Origin of the sequence: Yersinia artesiana (assembly GCF_902726545.1) — a bacterium.
Taxonomy (GTDB): domain Bacteria; phylum Pseudomonadota; class Gammaproteobacteria; order Enterobacterales; family Enterobacteriaceae; genus Yersinia; species Yersinia artesiana.
Genome location: NZ_CACVAD010000046.1, coordinates 1 through 21,007, shown reverse-complemented (window position 1 = coordinate 21,007; position 21,007 = coordinate 1). Strand labels below are relative to the sequence as shown.

The window sequence follows — 21,007 nt, the reverse complement described above, 5'->3', positions numbered from 1 at the left end:
GATATCCTGGTTTGATGACAAGCTAAATGCCATTACCTGACAATATTGATATCAGGTAATGGCGGGTCGTTCAGCGGTTATGCGTGATTGTCCATCGAACCAAAGCGGCCACTATTAAAATCAGCGATAGCTTCGGCTATTTGCTCCTGCGAGTTCATCACAAATGGCCCGTAACCAATAATGGGCTCATCAATTGGTTCACCACTGAGTAATAACAGCACGGCGTCATTATTAGCTTCAATCGTGACATGGCTGCCGGCAGAGTCCAACAACACCATTTCTGCATCGCGGGCAATGGCATCACCATTAACCTGCACTGTGCCGCGCAATACAATCAGTGCCGTGTTCCAGCCATCAGGCAGGGAGAACTCGGTGATTTTCCCTTGATTTAGCCGGATATCCCAGACATTCAACGGCGAGAAAGTATTGGCTGGGCCATTTTTACCCGCATAATCACCGGCAATAACACGCAGGCTACCCGCACCATCAAGTAATGCGACCTGAGGAATGGTTTCACTGCTAATTGCCTGATAACCCGGTGCGGCCATTTTATCTTTTGCCGGTAAATTGACCCACAATTGCACCATTTCAAAAGCCCCGCCACGTTTCGCGAAGGCATCGGAATGGAATTCCTCATGCAGAATACCGCCACCCGCGGTCATCCACTGCACATCGCCGGGGCCAATAACCCCACCTTTACCGGTAGAGTCGCGGTGCTCAACTTCACCGTCGTACACGATGGTCACTGTTTCAAATCCACGATGTGGATGTTGCCCGACACCGCGACGATGTTGAGTCGGGGTGAAATCCATTGGCCCGGCGTAATCCAGCAGCAGGAACGGGCTGAGTTGTTTGCCATGGCTCTGGTATGAAAACAGTGAGCGAACCGGGAAACCATCACCCACCCAATGTTGGCGCGGCGCACGATAAATACCTTGAACTTTTTTCATCGTATTCTCCTTACAACAGCCTTAATAAGGTATAGCAGCCAGACTATTCAATCCGCCTGACCACAAGTTGGATAAAGTATATATTCAGGATAATTTCGGCAGTAGATAGCAAAATTGATTATCAGTGTTCTATTATTAGAACAATAATAAGCAACTGAGAGGCGGGGTATGCAGGACCTTAACGATCTCTATTATTACGCAGAGGTGGTCGAGCACGGCGGATTCAGTGCTGCCGCCAGAGTATTAGGGTTACCCAAATCAAAACTGAGTCGGCGGTTAGCGTTATTGGAAGAGCGGCTGGGGGTGCGATTAATTCAGCGCTCAACCCGGCGCTTTGCGGTGACGGATGTTGGGCGCACCTATTACGAACATTGCAAAGCGATGCTGGAAGAAGCCAAAGCGGCACAGGAAGCGATAGAGTTAACGCGAGCAGAACCGCGCGGCGTGGTGCGCATCACCTGCCCAGTGGCACTATTGCAAGAGACGGTCAGTGACATGTTGGCAGATTTCATGGTCAGTTGCCCTCTGGTGACGCTGCATCTCGAATCGACCAATCGGCAGGTAGATCCGGTTGCTGAAGCCATAGATATTGCGATTCGGGTTCGACCACCGCCGCTGCAAGACAGTGATCTGGTGTTGAAGGTTTTGGGTAACCGCTGTCAGTGTCTGGTGGCCAGCCCTGAATTGATTGCCCGCCTTGGGGAGGTGAAAGTACCGGCTGATTTGACTGGCTGGCCTAGCCTGGGACTGGGGCAGCCTCAACAGGAGTTTATCTGGCATTTAAATGAGCCTGAAGGGGCGCATGCGGCGGTCTATCATCAACCGCGACTGGTGACCGCTGATATGACCACATTACGCAGCGCGGCTTTAAGCGGTGTCGGGGTGGTGCAGTTGCCTGTGATGATGGTGGCAGAACAATTAGCCGCGGGTGATTTAATTCGCCTGCTACCGCAGTGGTCACTGCGCCATGAAATTATTCATGCCGTTTTCCCTTCACGGCGTGGTTTATTACCTTCAGTGCGCAGTGTACTCGATTATTTGACGTTGCGTTTTAGTCAGCTCGATGATCAATAACTGCTATTGCGTTAGTCACTGTTGATGGGGGTGCCAATATTGGCCGCCCAAACTTTAATCCGTTTATCGAGTGTAACGGTAAAGCCTGATTTCAGTTGGTTATAGAGTTTATTGACCTTGGCAGCATCATGCAGAGTGTAACTTATCACGGTGTGATCAGTGGTTGTCAGGCAGCTATACTCGACGGTGAACATATCATTATTGAAGGCAAACTCCGTGGTCGTTTTCTTATTATCACAGGGCTCATTGCCTATTAATGAAATCACCATATTTGCCCAATCGGTTGTGGGGCCAGCAATACTAATGAGTACCGGTTCCTCATCTTCTGTTTGGGTGGCTCCGTATAAAACGCCGCCTTGAATATGCCAAATATTATATTCTTTGGGGTTATAAACTGCCTGTGATGGGGCGATACACGCCAGCCAAAGTATCAGTAAAAGTAAGGGGCGCACAGTTCCCTCTGGAACACAATAAACCCAAGAATTTTATTATCATAAATGATTTATTTGGGCGGATAAACCAATGATTTTAATTGGCTAATTATACTGTTTGTTAATTTGAAACTGGCATTTATTATAGTTAATAACCAATAAACTGGTGGTTTATGGCGCTTTAATGTTTGTGGCGATGGTGTGAGTCAGGAAAATGGGGATGAGAGTGCTCCATCGGCTGGTGCTGATGAGGGTGTTTATGGGGGATATCGGCATTGACGGGGAAGTCATGTGAATGCTGGTGGTGTTCGTCATGCAGATGTTCGTGCTCGTGCAGTAAGCCCTCATGGTGGTGCTGATGCTCATGCTGTTCAGTCAGATGCAACCAAATCCCTATTGCCATTAATAACCCAGCCACGATCAAAGGGATTGTTATAGCATCACCCATAGCCACTGCCAGCGCCGCGCCTAAGAATGGTGCGATAGAGAAGTAAGCACCGGTTCGGGCGGTACCAAGGTGGCGCAAACCAATCACAAACAGCGCCAGGCTCACGCCATAGGCAAAGAACCCCACCAGCAGGGCACCAGCCAGATTGGGTAGCGGCGGCAAGGTTGCGCCGAGGGAAAATGCCAATGCGAGATTCACCAGACCCGCGACCAATCCTTTGACCGCAGCAATCCAGGTGGCGTCCGTCAGCGAAACTTTACGGGTCAGATTGTTATCAATTCCCCACGCAAAACAGGCACCCAGAATAGCCAGCGTCGGCCACAATCCGGCAAAGCGAGCTTCTCCCGGCCAGCTCAGAATAGCGGCACCCGCCACAATCACCACCATGCCCAAGGCAATGCGGCGGTCAAAATTCTCTTTGAAAGCAAACCAGGCGAGCAGGGCAGTGAATACTCCTTCGGCATTGAGTAGCAGTGAGGCTCCCGATGCGGGCATACCGGTAAGGCCTATCATCAGTAATACTGGCGCAATGATCCCACCGGCGGTAATCGCGCCGATAAACCACCATAACTCATTACGCGGTAGGCTGACGGCAGCCGGGCGGGTTATCAATCGATACAGCGCCAAACCTATCCCCGATCCCAAATACAGCAAGCCGGCCAGTAACCACGGGCTAACCGTATTCAGTAACTGTTTTGCCAGCGGAGTTCCTGCGCCAAACAGCACTGCGGCAGTTAATGCCGCCAATACACCGGGTTGTCGCAGTCCATCATGCCATTTCATTGGGTAGCTCTGGGAATTAAACAGGGAGTGGAAATTTTAGCGCATTAAAAAGCCGGAAAGCCATTTCTGTGACAGAAAAAGATCACCGGCTAGTTTGGAAGTTAATTATCAACAGTCTGCCTATGGAACAACTCACGGAATACCGGATAGATATCTTCGGGTTCCCGAATATGTTGCATGGCAAAGTTCTCATATTTTGCCTGTAAGTCTTCATATTCCCGCCACAGCGTTTGATGGGCACGGCGGGTTATCTCGATATAGCTGTAGTAACGCACCACGGGAAGAATTTTTCTCGCCAGCAATTCATGACACAAAGGAGAATCATCAGCCCAGTTATCGCCATCCGAGGCTTGCGCCGCATAGATATTCCATTGCGCCGGGTCATAGCGCTCTTGCACCACTTCGTCCATCAGTTTCAGCGCACTGGAAACAATGGTCCCACCGGTTTCTTGCGAATAGAAAAACTCTTGCTCATCAACTTCTTTCGCTTGGGTGTGGTGGCGGATATACACCACATCCACATTTTTATAAGTCCGGCTCAGGAACAGATACAACAGAATATAAAACCGTTTTGCCATGTCTTTGGTGGCCTGATCCATGGAGCCAGACACATCCATCAAGCAAAACATCACCGCCTGACTTGATGGTTCAGGACGCCGTTCATAGTTTTTATAGCGTAAATCGAAGGTATCAATAAAAGGTACCCGGGCGATTTTTTGTTTCAACTCGGCAATGGCTTTACGTACCCGCTCTTCTTCCAGTAATTGCGCCGGTTCCGAGCTTTCCAATGCTTTAAGTGTTTCTTCCAATTCGCGTAGTTCGCGGCGTTTACTGGCCGTCATGGCCGTGCGGCGGGCCAGTGAGTTTTGCAGCGAACGCACCACACTGATATTGGCTGGAACCCCATTGGAGGTATAACCCGCGCGATGGGTTTTAAATTCGGTTAACTGTTTATACTGATTTTTCTTCAGGTTAGGCAGCGCCAAGTCTTCAAACAACAAATCGAGATATTCGTCTTTGGAAATCTGAAAAACAAACTCATCCTCGCCTTCACCGTCCTGACCGGCATTCCCCTGACCGCTACCGCTACCGCCACCACCACCTTGCGGGCGCTCTACGCGGTCATTAGTGACAAAATGATCATTACCGGGGTGCACCCGATGGCGTAGCCCGCCACGGCCCTGATGGAACATTGGCTCATTGATGTCGTCAATGGGAATCGACACTGACTCGCCACTCTCAATGTCAGTTACCGACCTTTTATTGATGGCATCAGAAATCGATTGTTTAATTTGCGACTTATAGCGGCGCAAAAAGCGCTGGCGATTGACCATGCTTTTATTCTTGCCGTTAAGTCGTCTGTCAATAAAGTAGCCCATAACTCCCCCTGCCTCTATTCCCTGCATCTTCCACACTGTGGCTGTGCTGGCTGGCAACACAGCCACAACGCGAAAGCTGTACCTGTAATATTAGGGTGGTTCGATAACAGGTTATGATGATTTTCTTACCCGCAGATACCATTCACACAGTAAACGAACCTGCTTACGGGTATAACCTTTCTCCATCATCCGATCGACAAAATCATCATGCTTTTTCTGCTCATCCGTTGAGGTCTTGGCGTTAAAGGAGATAACCGGCAATAACTCTTCAGTGTTAGAGAACATTTTCTTCTCAATCACCGTGCGCAACTTCTCATAGCTGGTCCAATTTGGATTGCGGCCATTGTTATTGGCTCTGGCGCGCAACACAAAGTTGACGATTTCATTACGGAAGTCTTTCGGGTTGCTGATACCCGCAGGTTTCTCAATTTTCTCCAGTTCAGCATTCAGTGATTCACGGTCAAACAGTTGTCCGGTATCGGGATCGCGGTACTCTTGATCCTGAATCCAGAAATCAGCGTAAATAACATAGCGGTCGAAAATATTCTGACCGTACTCTGAGTAGGATTCCAGATAGGCAGTTTGGATCTCTTTGCCGATAAATTCGGCATATTTCGGGATCAAATAACCTTTCAGGTGTTCGAGATATTTCTCCGCGACATCCTGCTGGAATTGCTCGCGTTCAATCTGTTGTTCCAGTACATAAAAGAGGTGTACCGGGTTGGCCGCCACTTCGGCGTGATCAAAGTTAAACACCCGTGACAGGATTTTAAAGGCAAAACGGGTCGAAAGGCCGTTCATCCCTTCGTCAACCCCGGCATAGTCGCGATACTCCTGATAAGACTTGGCTTTCGGGTCAGTATCTTTCAGGCTTTCACCGTCATACACCCGCATTTTGGAGTAAATGCTGGAGTTTTCCGGTTCTTTCATCCTTGAAAGGATGGAGAAACGTGCCAGCGTTTCCAAGGTGCCCGGAGCGCATGGTGCATGGGCCAATTCACTGTGGTTCAACAGCTTGTCGTAGATCTTGATCTCTTCGGACACTCGCAAGCAATAAGGCACTTTGACGATATATACGCGGTCAAGGAAGGCTTCATTGTTTTTGTTGTTACGGAACGTCACCCATTCTGATTCGTTAGAGTGCGCGAGAATAATGCCGCTGAATGGCAGGGCAGAGATCCCCTCAGTGCCGTTATAGTTCCCCTCCTGAGTGGCAGTCAGCAATGGATGCAGCACCTTAATCGGCGCTTTAAACATCTCGACGAACTCCATAATCCCTTGGTTCGCGCGGCACAAGGCCCCGGAATAGCCATAAGCATCAGGGTCGTTTTGGGCATGGTTTTCCAGTTTGCGGATATCAACCTTACCCACCAGGGCAGAAATATCCTGATTGTTTTCATCACCTGGCTCAGTTTTCGCAATCGCAATTTGCTCAAGAATAGAAGGCCAGACTTTGATGACTTTAAATTTAGTGATATCGCCGCCAAATTCATGCAGGCGCTTGGCCGCCCACGGCGACATAATTGTGCCGAGATAACGGCTGGGAACATTGTATTCTTTGGCTAAAATCGCCGCATCTTCCTGCGGGTTGAATAAGCACAATGGGTGGTCATTGACCGGGCTGCGCTCACCATTAGCACTTAAAATATAGATAGGTACCCGTTGCATCAGTGCTTTCAAACGTTCAGCCAGTGATGATTTACCCCCACCCACCGGGCCGAGCAAATACAGGATCTGTTTCTTCTCTTCTAACCCTTGAGCAGCATGTTTAAGGTAAGAAACGATCTGCTCTATGGCTTCTTCCATTCCATAGAACTCTTCAAAGGCAGGGTAGCGGGCGATAACTCGGTTGGAGAACAGCCGAGACATACGGGATTCGAGTGCGGTATCAACCATGACAGGTTCACCAATCGCCATCAGCAGACGTTCAGCCGCATTGGCATACGCACTGCGATCTTGCTGGCAGATGGTGAGGAACTCCTGCAATGTGAACTCTTCGTCCTTGGCAGCCTCATAGCGTTGGCGGTAGTGATCAAATATGTTCATAGCGATGCCCGTCCTGTTTGAATGGTTGGGAACATAAAATAATAGTAGCGCTTTATTGGGTTAAAATTTTGAAACTACTACCTTATTGTTATGGTCGCGTCTCTCATAAAGGTCAAGTTGACATTAACCACAGATTTGCCACTCCCAGTACAATAAATAACCATTATTCGGTAATTAAATCTATTTTTTATTTCATTAGCAGTGTTTTATATATGATTAATTGAGATTATCTATTTGAATATCTTGTTATTTTATTGTAATCAAATCTGCGTAAATTTTTAGGTTGTTAACTTGTTTTATTGCGGCGAGAAATTGAACAGAAAATATTGATATTGGCTGAGAGTGTGTAAAGATTTCGCCACGGGCAAGCAATTGATTTACACTAGGTTAACTAACGATTTTGTTACCAAAGGGATTTTTCCGTGAAAAAACATGACATAAAAACAAAGCAACTCAAAACATTGGCGGCATTGGCTGTTGCGACTGCGGTTTGCATGCCAACTGCGATGGCCGGAACATGGTCTCTGGGGGCCTCAGCATTAGTTAGTCCTGACCCATATCGCGGTAAGAATGACCGTGTTTATCCAGTGCCAGTCATTTCTTATGAAAGTGATAATTTCTATTTCCGCACATTGGCTGCCGGTTATTACTTGTGGAAAGATGACACCAACCGTTTATCGATTGATGCCTATTATTTACCACTGCATTTTACGCCGGGCGACAGTGACGACCAGCAGATGAAGCAGTTGGACAAACGCCGCAGCACCATGATGGCAGGGATGTCTTATTCCCATATTGAGGATTGGGGGACTTTACGCGCCATGTTCTCTGGTGACGTGCTGGATAACAGTGGCGGCTTTATCGGCGATCTGGCTTATCTCTATCGTTTCAGTGTGGATAGCTGGACGCTGACACCGGGCGTTGGTGTTGCCTGGAACAGTGAAGATCAGAACAGTTATTACTACGGTGTAAGCGGCGGGGAATCTGCCCGTAGTGGCCTGGCTCAGTACAGCCCTAATGATAGCTGGTCACCGTATCTGGAATTGTCGGCAAACTACAATATCAATCCAAACTGGAATGCTTTCTTTACTGGTCGTTATATTCACCTGGCAAATGAAATTAAGAATAGCCCAATGGTTGACGCATCCTGGACAGGTGTATTGTGGACTGGGGTTACATATACCTTCCGCTAATTTATCACGCACCATATCCGAACAATAAAAAATGGGGCTTTGTGCCCCATTTTTGTATCTGCAGTTCAGCCGTTATTGGGCATTCTTGCGACTACGAATGGTCATGGCCAGACGTGCAGGGGAATCTTGTTTGGCAACCAACGGTTTATTCACCCGCGCAGTTTCTACACAAACCATTGTTTTATAGCCATCATTTGGCATATCAACCATGCTGCTGGACAGTTCAGCACCTGGATTCCAGGCAACCACATCACTTTGATGATGATGATGCACTTCAATGGTGCGTTTCAGCGCGGCATCTTTTATCAGGCTGTAGGCTTCAGGGTGGGTATAGATGCGGTCAGTCTGGCCGTTGAATACCAGGTCACCTTGTTGCGTTGCATCAGCAATTTTCAGCACTTTATCAAGGTACTTTTCGCCCAGTCCACTGATCTTAATCTGGTTGATATCACCAATCTGGAAGTAGGTATGCAAGGCTGCAACTGCTTCGTAATCACCGTGTGATTCTAATTCCATTTCACACTCTTCACCCAGCTTGAAGCGGGCAATCAAAGTGAAGGGGTGTGGCCAGAATTGACGAGAGGCCTCGCTGTCTTCCAGAGTGAAGGTCAGGATAACGCCATTCTCATTCTCATCATGGGCGCTGAGCGTCCATGGCAGTAAACGAGCGAACCCATGAGAAGGTTGCGCTGATGGGCCAAACCAAGGCCAACAGATCGGCACACCACCACGAATAGCGACACCGTTTTTAAATGGCGTGTTATTGCTCAACCAGATAATCGGTTGTTCACCACTCGGTTGGAAAGCCAATAAATGAGCACCTTGCAAGCTGACGGCGGCACGTACCTTCGGATGGGAAACCACTACGATTGGCAACTCATCCAACTGGCGCTGGCTGATATAAGGTGAAATTTGTTCAACAACAGGTAGGGTGAAGACTTTCTCGTTCATTCGTTTGACCTTATGAGCAAAGGGGCTAGAGATCCATTGAACTTCAGACTTTCGATAATATCACAGGCTTTCTATCTTGCAGCAAATCGACGCTAGCCTAGTAGTGAATCATTGATATTGCGCAATTTTATTTGTAGTGGGGCAATGGAAAAGAGGGTTAAAGCACAATATATCAATATAAAAAAAGCCACCCGAAGGTGGCTTTTTGGCAGAAATCTACATCAATCCATTATTTGGAGATGTGAGAGATCAAGTCCAGAACTTTGTTTGAGTAGCCAGTTTCGTTATCGTACCAAGAAACCAGTTTCACAAAGTTGTCATTCAGCGCGATACCGGCTTTAGCATCGAATACTGAAGTCAGTTTTTCGCCGTTGAAATCGGTAGAAACAACGTCGTCTTCGGTGTAACCCAGAACGCCTTTCAGCTCGCCTTCTGAAGCCGCTTTGATAGCAGCACAGATTTCTTTGTAAGAAGCTGGTTTTTCCAGACGTGCAGTCAGGTCAACAACTGAAACGTTAGGAGTAGGAACGCGGAACGCCATACCAGTCAGTTTGCCGTTCAGTGCTGGGATAACTTTACCTACTGCTTTAGCAGCACCGGTAGAAGAAGGGATGATGTTCTGGGATGCGCCGCGGCCGCCGCGCCAGTCTTTGTGAGACGGGCCATCAACAGTTTTCTGAGTAGCGGTAGTTGCATGCACAGTGGTCATCAGCGCTTCAACGATACCGAACTTGTCGTTGATAACTTTAGCCAGTGGAGCCAGGCAGTTAGTAGTACAAGAAGCGTTAGAAACGATTTCCTGACCTGCGTATTCTTTATGGTTAACGCCCATAACGAACATCGGGGTGTCATCTTTAGACGGACCAGTCAGAACCACTTTCTTAGCGCCAGCAGCGATGTGCTTACGTGCAGTTTCGTCGGTCAGGAACAGGCCAGTTGCTTCAGCAACAACGTCAACCCCAACTTCGTTCCACTTCAGGTTAGCCGGATCTCTCTCTGCGGTAACACGGATGGTTTTACCGTTAACAACCAGGTGGCCGTCTTTTACTTCTACTTTGCCGTCGAAACGACCGTGAGTAGAGTCGTATTTCAGCATGTATGCCATGTAATCAGCGTCCAACAGGTCGTTGATTGCAACGATTTCAATGTCAGAACGTTCCTGAGCAGCACGGAAAACAATGCGACCGATACGGCCAAAACCGTTGATACCTACTTTGATAGTCATATATTCCACCAGCTATTTGTTAGTGAATAAAAGGTTGGTTGTAAAATTACAAAAACCTTACCGAGCGTCAAGCGGAATCGTGTCAATTATTGCTACAAATCAAACCAGACAGGGTAGATCGAACATTAATCGCGCGTTTCCAGATACGATTAGCCTCATTTTTATATTGGGGCGAATTATTCAGTTTAAAGTGAGAATCAGTAATATTTGCGATTTTTATCACATTTATACTGTTGCCGCTTCGATGGCATACAGTTTAGGACAATTTTAACTGCTTTGTTGTTAATTTTTTGTTATTATTAGACGCTGTTTTCGTTGACTTTATTCCCTGCCAGAGAACCGCACAAATGGCTAAAGAACTGAACCCTACAGAAAATATTGAGAAACTGACCGATATTCAGCGGCATGTCACCCAACAGCGGGGGACGGAAGCGCCTTTTAGCGGCAAATTACTGCACAACAAGCGTGAAGGGGTATACCAATGCTTGTGTTGCCACCAGCCGCTTTTTATCTCAGAGTCAAAGTTTGATTCCGGCTGTGGTTGGCCGAGTTTTTATCAGCCTCTTGATGCTGAATCTATTCGCTATATCGATGATTACTCTCATAATATGCATCGTGTCGAAATTCGCTGTGGTCACTGTGATGCGCATTTGGGGCATGTCTTCCCTGATGGCCCACAGCCGACAGGGGAGCGCTATTGCGTGAACTCGGCTTCACTCAATTTTGTTGATGACCAAAATGGCGAACAAATTCCCGGATAAATGTCGGTTGTTGTGACCATTTTATGAGTGAAAAATCGATTCAGCTTATTATTCGTTTACTGAGGATGCTCTGATGGAGCTTGAAGACCTGATTTCAGTGATGACGCCCGAAATCTACCAACGTTTGATGCTGGCGGTAGAGTTAGGCAAATGGCCGGATGGTGTGGCATTGACGCCAGAACAGAAAGAGAACAGCCTGCAAATGGTGATGTTGTGGCAGGCTCGCCATAACGAAGATGCTCAACATATGAGCATCGGCACTGATGGCCAGATTGTGATGAAAACCAAGCAAGAGCTGAAGCAACAATTCAGTCAGCCGACACTGGTTAAGTTGAAGCCCGAGTAATCGTTCAAGCAAGTTAAGCCGGATACAGAAAAAACGGAGCCAGATGAGGCTCCGTTGATGCTTATCTTATCGAATCAGCGAGCTGTCAGTTGCTGTATTTCAGCAATAAATTGCGCCAACGACTGTATGTTAGCCCCGGCCTCACTCATTGCATCAAGAGCCAGTTGACTGTCTTGTGGTTGCAGATTGACGCCACGACACCCCTCCCTGATGACAGATGTTTTATAACCTAATGTTAATGCATCCAACACGGTGTATTTCACACAGTAATCTGTTGCTAACCCCATAATGAACAGGTGATTGATCCCTTGTTGTTGTAACCAATCATCCAACTGTGTTTTTGCTCTGCGCCCATTGTCGAAAAAGGCACTGTAACTGTCGATGTCGGGGTCCTGACCTTTACGGAAAATCTCGCTAATAACCTCTTGATTCAACTTCGGATGCAAAGCCGCTCCAACTGAATTCTGAACACAATGCACCGGCCACCACACTTGGGTTAACCCCTCCAAATCACCGACCGTCCAGGGCTGTGCATTTGAATTGATAGCAAAACTACGGTGTTCTACCGGGTGCCAATCCTGGCTGGCGATAACCGGTATTTGGTGGGTCAGGCAGGTAGCAATAGCTTCATTCGCAATGGCAATTACCGCGTCACCCTCGGTAACCGCCAACGCGCCACCCGGACAAAAATCATTTTGTAAATCAATTAACAACAGCGCTGCATTCATTCACATTCCGCCCGATCAGTTGGTATCCGTTAATTCACCGCGTAGATTTTGTTGCATTAAGCGGCGGATTTCTTCAGGAGATAGAGATTGACTCAATAAATAGTGCAGTTTAGTCAGCGCCGCTTCAACGGTCATATCAGAGCCGCTGATCACCCCTGCATGTGCCAATGCATTACCGGTGGCATAGCCGTCCATATTGACTCTGCCGGAAATACATTGCGTCAGATTCACCACCACAATACCGCGCTCACTGGCATTTTTTAATTCATCCAATAACTCGGCTTTTTGTGGTGCGTTACCGACACCATAGGAACGTAAAATAAGCGCTTTTACTGGCTGTAACAAGAAGTTACGCACAACAGCACCGGAGATACCCGGATAGATAGTCACTACACCAATCGGCTGCGGGGTGATGTTATGAACAATCAATGGGCCGCGATTGATCGGGGATTCTACTGAGGCCATCCGACGAATATGAATACCCGCCTCGAGTAGCACCGAGAGATTGGGTGAAGCAAATGCATCAAACCCATCAGCATGGGCTTTAGTGGTTCGGTTGCCGCGAAACAGTTTGTTATTAAAGAATAAACTAACTTCATTGACCGGATGGTTGGCGGCCAGATAGAGAGCATTTAGCAAGTTAGTCTGCCCGTCAGAGCGCAACTCTGCCAGAGGAATTTGCGAACCTGTGACAATCACCGGTTTGGCTAAATTTTCCAACATAAATGAGAGCGCCGAGGCGGTAAACGCCATGGTGTCGGTGCCGTGCAAAATCACAAAGCCATCATATAAATCGTAATTTTGCTGGATATCATTGGCGATATGTTGCCAGTCCTCAGGTGTCATATCCGATGAGTCAATTAATGGCGCATATTCATGGATAGTAAAATTCGGCATTTCCGGGCGATGGAACTCAGGCATGAGAGCAAGTTGGCGCTGTAAATGGCCGGAAACCGGAATGTATCCGTTATCCGAGCGCTGCATACCAATAGTTCCGCCAGTATAGGCGACATAAATAGATTTCTTCTGCATGAGCAATATGCCTGAAAGGTGGTGCGAAATGAGATGGGTGAATTATAGGGCGACTGGCGAGGAAAAAAAGCCCGGCAGGTGCCGGGCAGAGTATTTATCTACTATTTGCTTAATTTACTAGCGTACATCACCACAAGTTAGGCATAACGCATAACGATTCTGTGGGTCATTGAGCGTATTCATTAAGTTGGGTTGATCTTTCACCGCTTGCGCCACAGCAGAGATTGGTGCGGGCAACCAGGCCTGGATCGCGGAAGGTAACATCGCCTGTACTGAAGCACTCATCTGGCCGAAAATCAAATCACTGAGGCTTGGCTCATCAACAAACCAATTCAGTTGCCAGGTTTTCAGTTTTGCCAGTTCAGCGACTTTCTTAACGGCATCGTCAAAATCACCCAATTGATCCACCAGACCGTTATTTTTGGCATCCATTCCAATCCACACATGACCTTGCGCAATTTGATCAACTTGCTCAGGTGTTTTGTGACGAGCGGCTGCGACCAAATCAATAAAGGTTTTGTAGCCATTTTCGATATTAATTTGCATCATCTGAGAGAATTCAGGTGGCAAATCTTTAGTCACAGAAACATTTGCCAGTGGCGATGTTGCGACACCATCGGTATGTACACCGATACTTTCCAGCGTATTTTGGAACGTATTAATCACACCGAAAATACCGATCGAGCCGGTCAGAGTGCTTGGGTTGGCGATGATATAGTTAGCCGGTGTTGAGATCCAATAGCCACCAGAGGCGGCCATTCCGCCCATTGATACTACCAATGGTTTATTAGCGGCACGTAAGGCGGCTAATTCAGTGCGGATCAGTTCAGAAGCACTCACGCTGCCACCTGGACTGTTGACTCGCAAGATTACGGCCTTGATTTTCGGATCCAACCGCGCCTGGCGAATTTGGGCGGCTAGGGCATCACCACCGACATTCCCTGGCGTCTGTGGCCCATCCATGATGGCACCGTTAGCAAAGAGCACCGCTATCTGCTCGCCTTGCTGTGGGGGCTGCGTCGGTTGGTAGTCATAAATGCTGACATAGTTGAAGTCGTTATTTTTCTTATCCCAGCCGAAGGCTTTAACCAACTCATTTTCCATCTCTGGGCGCGTGGCTAATTGATCGACCAGTTTGCCCGACAGGGCATATTGCGCTTGAGAGCCACCTGCGGCCTGCAATCCACTGACAACACCGGCCGCCCCTGGGAACAATTGTTCTGGGGTTAATTGCCGGTTAGCCGCAACAGCCGTCAAATAGTTTTGCCATAAACCGTCAATCCAGCGAGTATCCGCCTCACGCGCAGCAGGGGACATATCATCACGAATCATTGGTTCGACAGCAGACTTATAGGTGCCGACGCGGAAGATATTGGTGGTAACTTTGAGTTTTTCCAATAATGATTTGTAGTACAAATTATTGCTGGCAAAACCATGCAGAGCGACCGTCCCTTGCGGTGACAGGTAGATCTTATTGGCAAAGCTGGCTAAATAGTACTGAGTCTGATTATAGCTTTCGCCAATCGCGTAAATCGGCTTGCCGCTATCACGAAATTCCCGCAGCGCTTTGCCAATATATTGCAGAGAAGGCTGGTCAGCACCGGTGAAGTCACTCAGCGATAACACCAGACCGGTAATATTATTATCGGCTTTTGCCAACCGAATGGTTTCTACAATATCAAACAGGGAGTTTTCCTGTAGGCGATTGCTGGATGCCCCTAATAACTCACGCCCCCACTGGCGTAATTTATTATTTACCGCCGGTTGATCGACAACAACACCGCTTAAATTCACTAACAGTGCGCCTTTAACCGGTTCTGCCGGTTTACTTTGGAACTGAAGGTAAATACCGACACCGACCAAAATCAGCAGTATCAGGAAAAGATTAAGAATAAACTCTCTGGCAAAATTCAGCAGACGCCAGGTCCACTTGAAAAAGCCAGCAATAATTCGCCACAAAGTGCGCATGTTATCTCCAACAAAACCGGGCAAGTATGGTTATCCTAATGACCTGACGAACAAAAGTCAGCTTTAAATCATCGAGAAACCTAGCTATTAGGTCAACACTGGTAACAAAATGACAACTTATGCTACCGTGTTGAAAATGAAAATCGTTATCAGGAGAAAATGATGGATGCATTGGAACTGTTACTTAATCGCCGTTCGGCGTCGCGCTTAGCTGCGCCAGCCCCTGCAGGCGAAGCATTGGAGCATATTATTCACGCAGGAATGCGCGCTCCCGATCATGGTACATTGCAGCCATGGCGCTTTGTTTTAATTCAAGATGAGGGGCTACAACGTTTTAGTCAATTGCTACAGGATGCGGTCAAGCATGATGGCTCTGATGAAGCGGTGTTGGAGAAGGCGAAACAGGCACCTTTCCGTGCGCCTTTGATTATTACCGTTATTGCGCATGTTACAGAAAACCCTAAAGTCCCAAACTGGGAGCAGGTCGTTTCTGCGGGGTGCGCGGTGCAAGCCATGCAAATGGCCGCGCTGGCTCAGGGCTTTAATGGTATTTGGCGCACCGGTTCCTGGACACATCATCCGGTTGTTCGTGAGGGTTTTGCCTGCCGTGAACAAGATGAAATTGTCGGGTTCCTGTATCTTGGGACACCACAGCTAAAATCAGCGACCAAAGTGACACCACCCGATTACTCGACTTTTGTTCGTTATTTCTGAGAGATAGCGGCTATTTCTTACACGATACTACGCGGCCTGTTGCTTTTATCGGCAACAAGCTGCGTTTTCGCCTGCTTTGTGACCAATCTGTCTGCCCGATCACCGCTCTCTACTTACTAAGCTAAGCTAGAGACGCTACCATAGGTGCCCTGGATACATCATTCCTGACCAAATATTTTACTTATTGATTGAACTGCTAAATCATCAGACGGGAGAGTGTTATGACATCGCCAGCGATACGTCTTACTCAATACAGCCACGGAGCGGGCTGCGGTTGTAAAATTTCGCCTAAAGTATTGGATAAAATTTTACATTCCGAGCAACAAAAATTTCTTGATCCTCGCCTGCTGGTGGGCAATGAAACCCGTGATGATGCAGCCGTTTATGATATTGGCAGTGGCGTCGGTATTATTAGCACCACCGACTTTTTTATGCCGATCGTCGATGATCCCTTCGATTTTGGCCGTATTGCCGCCACCAATGCCATTAGTGATATTTATGCCATGGGCGGCAAGCCGATTATGGCCATTGCGATATTAGGGTGGCCAATTGATAAGCTGGCACCTGAAGTTGCTCAGCAAGTTATCGAAGGCGGCCGACATGTTTGTCAACAGGCAGGAATTTCGTTAGCAGGGGGGCATTCCATTGACGCGCCGGAACCGATTTTCGGTTTAGCTGTCACGGGTATTGTCAGCACTGCTCAGGTTAAGAAAAACAGTGCAGCCAAAGCGGGCTGCAAACTGTTTCTCACCAAACCGCTGGGCATTGGTATCCTCACTACCGCGGAGAAGAAGAGTCTATTACGGCCAGAGCACCAAGGTGTTGCTACGGAAACTATGTGTCAACTGAATAAGTCTGGTGCTGACTTTGCCCATATTCCGGGGGTCACCGCTATGACAGATGTGACCGGGTTCGGCCTGTTAGGGCATCTTAGCGAGATTTGTCAGGGTTCGGGTGTGCAGGCGACATTACATTTTTCGTCTATCCCGCGTTTACCCGCAGTAGAAGAGTATATTGCCGCAGGTTGTGTGCCGGGCGGAACGGGGCGCAACTTTGACAGCTATGGTCACCTGATTGGCAAAATGTCCGATTTGCAGAAGAGTTTACTCTGCGACCCACAGACATCAGGGGGCTTGCTGTTAGCTGTTTTACCTGATGCTGAGGCGCAAGTGCAGGAAATAGCCGCTCAACATGGTATGACGCTCAGTGCTATTGGCGAACTCAATGTGGTGGATAATGACCGGGCACTGATTGAGATTACAGAATGACCTTTTTATTTGATGTATCAGTGCGGTGAATGATGCGACTTTTTATTGCCGAAAAACCGAGTTTGGCACGGGCGATAGCCGATATCTTGCCAAAGCCGCATCGCCGGGGTGATGGATTCATCGCCTGTGGTAGTGACAACATGGTGACCTGGTGTGTGGGCCACTTGTTGGAACAAGCTCAACCTGATGCTTATGATAGCCGTTATGCGCGTTGGTCATTGGCCGATTTACCGATAATTCCTGAAAAGTGGCGTTTACAGCCACGCCCTTCAGTGAGTAAACAATTGAATGTTATCAAACAGTTGTTGCAACAGGCTGATGAAGTCATCCATGCAGGAGACCCTGACCGTGAAGGGCAACTGTTGGTCGATGAGGTATTGGATTACCTTGATTTGGCGGCAGAGAAACGGCAAAACGTGCGGCGTTGTTTGATTAATGACTTAAACCCGCAAGCGGTCGAGCGCGCCGTGGAGCGCCTGCGCTATAACCGAGAATTTATCCCGCTATGTGTTTCTGCACTGGCGCGGGCCAGAGCCGACTGGCTGTATGGCATCAATATGACTCGAGCCTATACCATTCTTGGGCGTAATGCTGGCTATGATGGTGTGTTGTCGGTCGGCCGGGTACAAACGCCGGTGTTAGGGCTGGTGGTGCGCCGCGATGAAGAAATAGAAGACTTTGTTGCCAAAGATTTTTTTGAAGTTAAAGCCCATATCGTCACTCCTGCCGACGAGCGCTTTATCGCACTATGGCAGCCGAGTGATTCTTGTGAATCCTATCAAGATGAAGAGGGGCGTTTGTTGCATCGCCCATTGGCGGAACATGTTGTCAACCGTATCACGGGTCAACCGGCTTTTGTCACCGCCTATAATGATAAACGGGAATCAGAAACTGCCCCGTTACCATTCTCTCTTTCTACCTTGCAGATTGAGGCTGCAAAACGGTTCGGATTAAGTGCACAGCAAGTGCTGGATATTTGCCAACGATTGTATGAAACGCACAAATTGATTACGTATCCGCGTTCAGATTGCCGATATCTACCAGAAGAGCATTTTGCCGGGCGTCATTCGGTACTCAATGCCATTGGTATCCATCAGGCCGATCTTTTACCGCTGGAGGTGATGGACAGTGACAGGCGCAACCGCTGTTGGGATGATAAAAAAGTTGATGCCCATCACGCCATTATCCCGACGGCGCGGGCCAGTAAAGTGAATTTGACAACCGATGAGAGCAAGGTTTATCGATTAGTCGCGCAGCAATATCTGATGCAATTTTGTCCTGACGCGCAGTTCCGTAAATGTGTTATTGAACTGGATATTGCCGGTGGTAAGTTTATCGCTAAAGCCCGTTTTCTGGCCGAAGCGGGTTGGCGCACCTTGCTCGGCAGTAAAGAGCGGGATGAAGAGAATGAAGGCGCGCCACTGCCAGTGGTTGAGAAGGGGGCCGAATTGTTGTGTGAGCGCGGTGAAGTTGTGGAGCGTCAGACTCAACCGCCCCGGCCATTTACCGATGCGAGTTTATTATCAGCTATGACGGGTATTGCCCGTTTTGTGCAAGATAAAGAGCTGAAGAAAGTGTTACGTGCAACCGATGGTTTGGGGACTGAAGCAACACGAGCTGGTATTATCGAGTTATTGTTTAAACGGACTTTTTTGTATAAAAAAGGCCGCTACATCCATGCCAGCCCGGCAGGAAGAGCATTGATTCATGCATTGCCTGATATTGCCGCTCGGCCGGATATGACGGCACACTGGGAGTCTACGCTGACACAAATCAGTGAGAAAAACTGTCGTTATCAGGATTTTATGCAACCGCTGGTGGCCACATTGCAGGATTTAATTAATCAGGCAAAACAAAATCGTTCACCTCAGGTTTTTCGCGGGTTGCCAGCAGCCCCGTCTGGGGCGATAAAGAAGCGTAAGAAAACACCATCCAAAACCAAGGAGAATAAGTCATGAGAACATGGGTAATGCTGGGATGTATTGGTTTTGCCACACTTATTTCCGGTCAGGTTTTGGCAAATCGGAATAATGTTGATGTTGTCGTTCCTTTGCCTCCTGAGGTGTGGAATAACTCATCAAATCGCAACACCAACAATAATCCTTGCACACGCTGTTGTATTTACCAAAATCAAAATTACTCGGAAGGTGCCGTATTGCGGGTTGAAGGTGAAGTTTTGCAATGTGTGCGTGATCCCAATGTGGTGGGGACTAATCCACTTATCTGGAAGAGATTAACCCGATAATCGATTAGCGTTTTTGTTCGATAAAAGCATCTAATAACGGGATGTCAGCGGGGGCCAGAGGGTAACGGTAAGCATCCTCTGGCGTTAACCACGCCAGAGCCGAATGACAATGCAACACTGGCTCACCACTGAAGTTTTCAATATGCCAGGCGTGCAACCTGATGATACGTTGCTGTGAGTCCCATTGGTTGGTGGCAATATATCGACCTATTGTTGCATCAATATTTAATTCTTCGGCAAGTTCGCGCATCAATGCTTGCGGTTGACTCTCTCCAGCCTCGATTTTGCCCCCTGGGAATTCCCACAAACCCGCCTGATCGCGATGTGGATCCCGTTGCGCCAATAAAATCTTACCGTTTCGCTCTATTATTGCCGCAACGACATCAATCATTTTCTATTTGCCTGATTACCGTGGTTATTTGTAGCACCAAGAGGTTGCCCTGTATGTCAATAGGGCGGACCTCAAGCTAACGCGCGATTAGAGTGCGAATTCAGACCACACTGGGGCGTGATCCGAGGGTTTTTCCATACTTCTAATATCGTAATCGATACCAGTAGCAATGCAGCGTGCGGCCAGAGGCTGACTTGCCAGTAATAAGTCTATGCGCAAGCCTCTATTCTCGTCAAAACCACGCGAACGGTAGTCAAACCATGAGAATTGGTCATTACAATCCGGATTTGCTGCACGGAATGTATCTACCAACCCCCAATTTTGCAGGCGCTCTAACCATGCGCGTTCTTCAGGCAAGAATGAGCATTTACCGGTACGCAGCCAACGCTTGCGGCTATCTTCGCCAATACCAATATCGAGATCGGTTGGGCTGATATTTAAATCGCCCATAATCAGCACCTGAGCATCAGCCGAAAGTTGCTGCTCCAAATACTGCTGTAAGTCAGCATAAAAACGTTCTTTGGCGGGAAACTTAATGGGATGATCACGGCTTTCACCTTGAGGGAAATAACCATTAATTACCGTTAAAGGGCCTTGTGGTGTGGCAATATCAGCCATGATAATACGGCGCTGCGCATCTTCTTCGTCTGTGGGGAAGCCGCGACGAACAGCTAAAGGTTCATTCTTGGTTAATAGCGCTACGCCATAATGCCCTTTTTGCCCATGATAAAAGACGTGATAACCATGCTGACTGACTTCTTCAAGTGGAAACATATCATCATGTACTTTTGTTTCTTGAAGCCCGATAACATCAGGTTGATGTTGTTCGATTATTGCAGCCAACTGATGAGGTCGAGCACGTAGGCCATTGATATTAAAAGATACAAACTTCATGGTCAGCACCGTATATTCGCTAGAAATGATGTCGAATATTAGCAGATGCCGAATAAAAATGTAATGCACAACAAAAGAATAAATAATTGAGGATGCTGGGAGAAGATAATAAAAATTATTTTTTCTAACAAAACTTAAAATAATCATATGAATATTTTTATATTTCGCACAAACTTATCC

The 21,007-nt window shown here is 47.7% G+C and carries 20 protein-coding genes; 8 read left to right on the top strand and 12 right to left on the bottom strand.

All coding sequences use genetic code 11. The features are described 5' to 3' along the window. Positions 1-77: 77 nt before the first annotated feature. Positions 78-950 (bottom strand): pirin family protein, encoded by an 873-nt coding sequence (locus HU019_RS15210; protein WP_174849731.1) that lies wholly within the window; start codon positions 948-950, stop codon positions 78-80. A gap of 168 nt (positions 951-1,118) precedes the next feature. Here HU019_RS15210 and HU019_RS15205 point away from each other — a divergent pair, with 168 nt between their 5' ends. Then, complete coding sequence (locus HU019_RS15205; protein WP_174849730.1) at positions 1,119-2,024, top strand: LysR family transcriptional regulator; 906 nt, start codon at positions 1,119-1,121, stop codon at positions 2,022-2,024. An 11-nt stretch (positions 2,025-2,035) separates the two neighbouring features. Here the strand turns inward: HU019_RS15205 and HU019_RS15200 are convergent, their stop codons facing one another. The 4 genes from HU019_RS15200 to yeaG form a co-directional block, all read right to left on the bottom strand. After that, a complete protein-coding gene (locus HU019_RS15200) occupies positions 2,036-2,476 on the bottom strand; it encodes a hypothetical protein (protein ID WP_174849729.1) in 441 nt (146 codons plus the stop codon). A gap of 160 nt (positions 2,477-2,636) precedes the next feature. Next, on the bottom strand, positions 2,637-3,686 hold the full coding sequence (locus HU019_RS15195; RefSeq protein WP_174849728.1) for a DMT family transporter: 1,050 nt from the start codon (positions 3,684-3,686) through the stop codon (positions 2,637-2,639). Positions 3,687-3,787: 101 nt separating this feature from the next. Beyond that, positions 3,788-5,065: a YeaH/YhbH family protein gene (locus tag HU019_RS15190; protein ID WP_174849727.1), complete on the bottom strand. Its 1,278-nt coding sequence runs from the start codon at positions 5,063-5,065 to the stop codon at positions 3,788-3,790. A 111-nt stretch (positions 5,066-5,176) separates the two neighbouring features. Beyond that, on the bottom strand, positions 5,177-7,111 hold the full coding sequence (gene yeaG / locus HU019_RS15185) for a protein kinase YeaG (protein ID WP_174849726.1): 1,935 nt from the start codon (positions 7,109-7,111) through the stop codon (positions 5,177-5,179). A 422-nt stretch (positions 7,112-7,533) separates the two neighbouring features. On the opposite strand from yeaG, the gene HU019_RS15180 reads away from it, so the two are divergent. Next, positions 7,534-8,304 (top strand): MipA/OmpV family protein, encoded by a 771-nt coding sequence (locus tag HU019_RS15180; protein ID WP_174849725.1) that lies wholly within the window; start codon positions 7,534-7,536, stop codon positions 8,302-8,304. Between the two features lie 72 nt (positions 8,305-8,376). Here HU019_RS15180 and HU019_RS15175 read toward each other — a convergent pair whose 3' ends face one another. Together HU019_RS15175 and gapA are read right to left on the bottom strand one after the other, a co-directional pair. Next, entirely contained in the window at positions 8,377-9,255 is an 879-nt protein-coding gene (locus HU019_RS15175) for a D-hexose-6-phosphate mutarotase (protein WP_174849724.1), read from the bottom strand. Positions 9,256-9,484: 229 nt separating this feature from the next. Continuing rightward, positions 9,485-10,480 (bottom strand): glyceraldehyde-3-phosphate dehydrogenase, encoded by a 996-nt coding sequence (gene gapA, locus HU019_RS15170; RefSeq protein ID WP_174849723.1) that lies wholly within the window; start codon positions 10,478-10,480, stop codon positions 9,485-9,487. A 347-nt stretch (positions 10,481-10,827) separates the two neighbouring features. Between gapA and msrB the strand changes: the two genes are divergently transcribed. Together msrB and HU019_RS15160 are read left to right on the top strand one after the other, a co-directional pair. Continuing rightward, positions 10,828-11,241 carry a peptide-methionine (R)-S-oxide reductase MsrB gene (gene msrB / locus HU019_RS15165; RefSeq protein WP_050075523.1) on the top strand — a complete coding sequence of 138 codons (414 nt, stop codon included), beginning with the start codon at positions 10,828-10,830 and terminating at the stop codon, positions 11,239-11,241. A 73-nt stretch (positions 11,242-11,314) separates the two neighbouring features. Next, the gene (locus HU019_RS15160; protein ID WP_050075524.1) at positions 11,315-11,587 is read left to right on the top strand and encodes a YeaC family protein; all 273 of its coding nucleotides are present in this window, start codon (positions 11,315-11,317) and stop codon (positions 11,585-11,587) included. A gap of 74 nt (positions 11,588-11,661) precedes the next feature. Here the strand turns inward: HU019_RS15160 and pncA are convergent, their stop codons facing one another. From pncA to sppA, 3 genes are all read right to left on the bottom strand, one after another. Further along, on the bottom strand, positions 11,662-12,315 hold the full coding sequence (gene pncA, locus HU019_RS15155; RefSeq protein WP_174849722.1) for a bifunctional nicotinamidase/pyrazinamidase: 654 nt from the start codon (positions 12,313-12,315) through the stop codon (positions 11,662-11,664). Positions 12,316-12,330: 15 nt separating this feature from the next. Continuing rightward, positions 12,331-13,347, bottom strand: a complete 1,017-nt coding sequence (ansA, locus tag HU019_RS15150; protein ID WP_174849721.1) for an asparaginase — start codon at positions 13,345-13,347, stop codon at positions 12,331-12,333. Between the two features lie 117 nt (positions 13,348-13,464). Beyond that, a complete protein-coding gene (gene sppA / locus HU019_RS15145; RefSeq protein ID WP_174849720.1) occupies positions 13,465-15,315 on the bottom strand; it encodes a signal peptide peptidase SppA in 1,851 nt (616 codons plus the stop codon). A 162-nt stretch (positions 15,316-15,477) separates the two neighbouring features. Between sppA and HU019_RS15140 the strand changes: the two genes are divergently transcribed. The 4 genes from HU019_RS15140 (at position 15,478) to HU019_RS15125 (ending at position 19,542) form a co-directional block, all read left to right on the top strand. Continuing rightward, positions 15,478-16,029 carry an NAD(P)H nitroreductase gene (locus HU019_RS15140; protein WP_174849749.1) on the top strand — a complete coding sequence of 184 codons (552 nt, stop codon included), beginning with the start codon at positions 15,478-15,480 and terminating at the stop codon, positions 16,027-16,029. Positions 16,030-16,250: 221 nt separating this feature from the next. Continuing rightward, on the top strand, positions 16,251-17,297 hold the full coding sequence (gene selD, locus HU019_RS15135) for a selenide, water dikinase SelD (protein ID WP_174849719.1): 1,047 nt from the start codon (positions 16,251-16,253) through the stop codon (positions 17,295-17,297). Positions 17,298-17,329: 32 nt separating this feature from the next. Further along, the gene (locus HU019_RS15130) at positions 17,330-19,255 is read left to right on the top strand and encodes a DNA topoisomerase III (RefSeq protein ID WP_174849748.1); all 1,926 of its coding nucleotides are present in this window, start codon (positions 17,330-17,332) and stop codon (positions 19,253-19,255) included. Further along, positions 19,252-19,542, top strand: a complete 291-nt coding sequence (locus HU019_RS15125; RefSeq protein WP_011816424.1) for a DUF1496 domain-containing protein — start codon at positions 19,252-19,254, stop codon at positions 19,540-19,542. Before HU019_RS15130 ends, HU019_RS15125 begins: the two co-directional genes overlap by 4 nt. Before the next feature lie 4 nt (positions 19,543-19,546). Here HU019_RS15125 and HU019_RS15120 read toward each other — a convergent pair whose 3' ends face one another. Then, on the bottom strand, positions 19,547-19,933 hold the full coding sequence (locus HU019_RS15120; RefSeq protein ID WP_174849718.1) for a pyrimidine (deoxy)nucleoside triphosphate diphosphatase: 387 nt from the start codon (positions 19,931-19,933) through the stop codon (positions 19,547-19,549). 87 nt (positions 19,934-20,020) lie between these two features. Beyond that, a complete protein-coding gene (gene xthA, locus HU019_RS15115; RefSeq protein ID WP_050075540.1) occupies positions 20,021-20,827 on the bottom strand; it encodes an exodeoxyribonuclease III in 807 nt (268 codons plus the stop codon). Between the last annotated feature and the right edge of the window lie 180 nt (positions 20,828-21,007).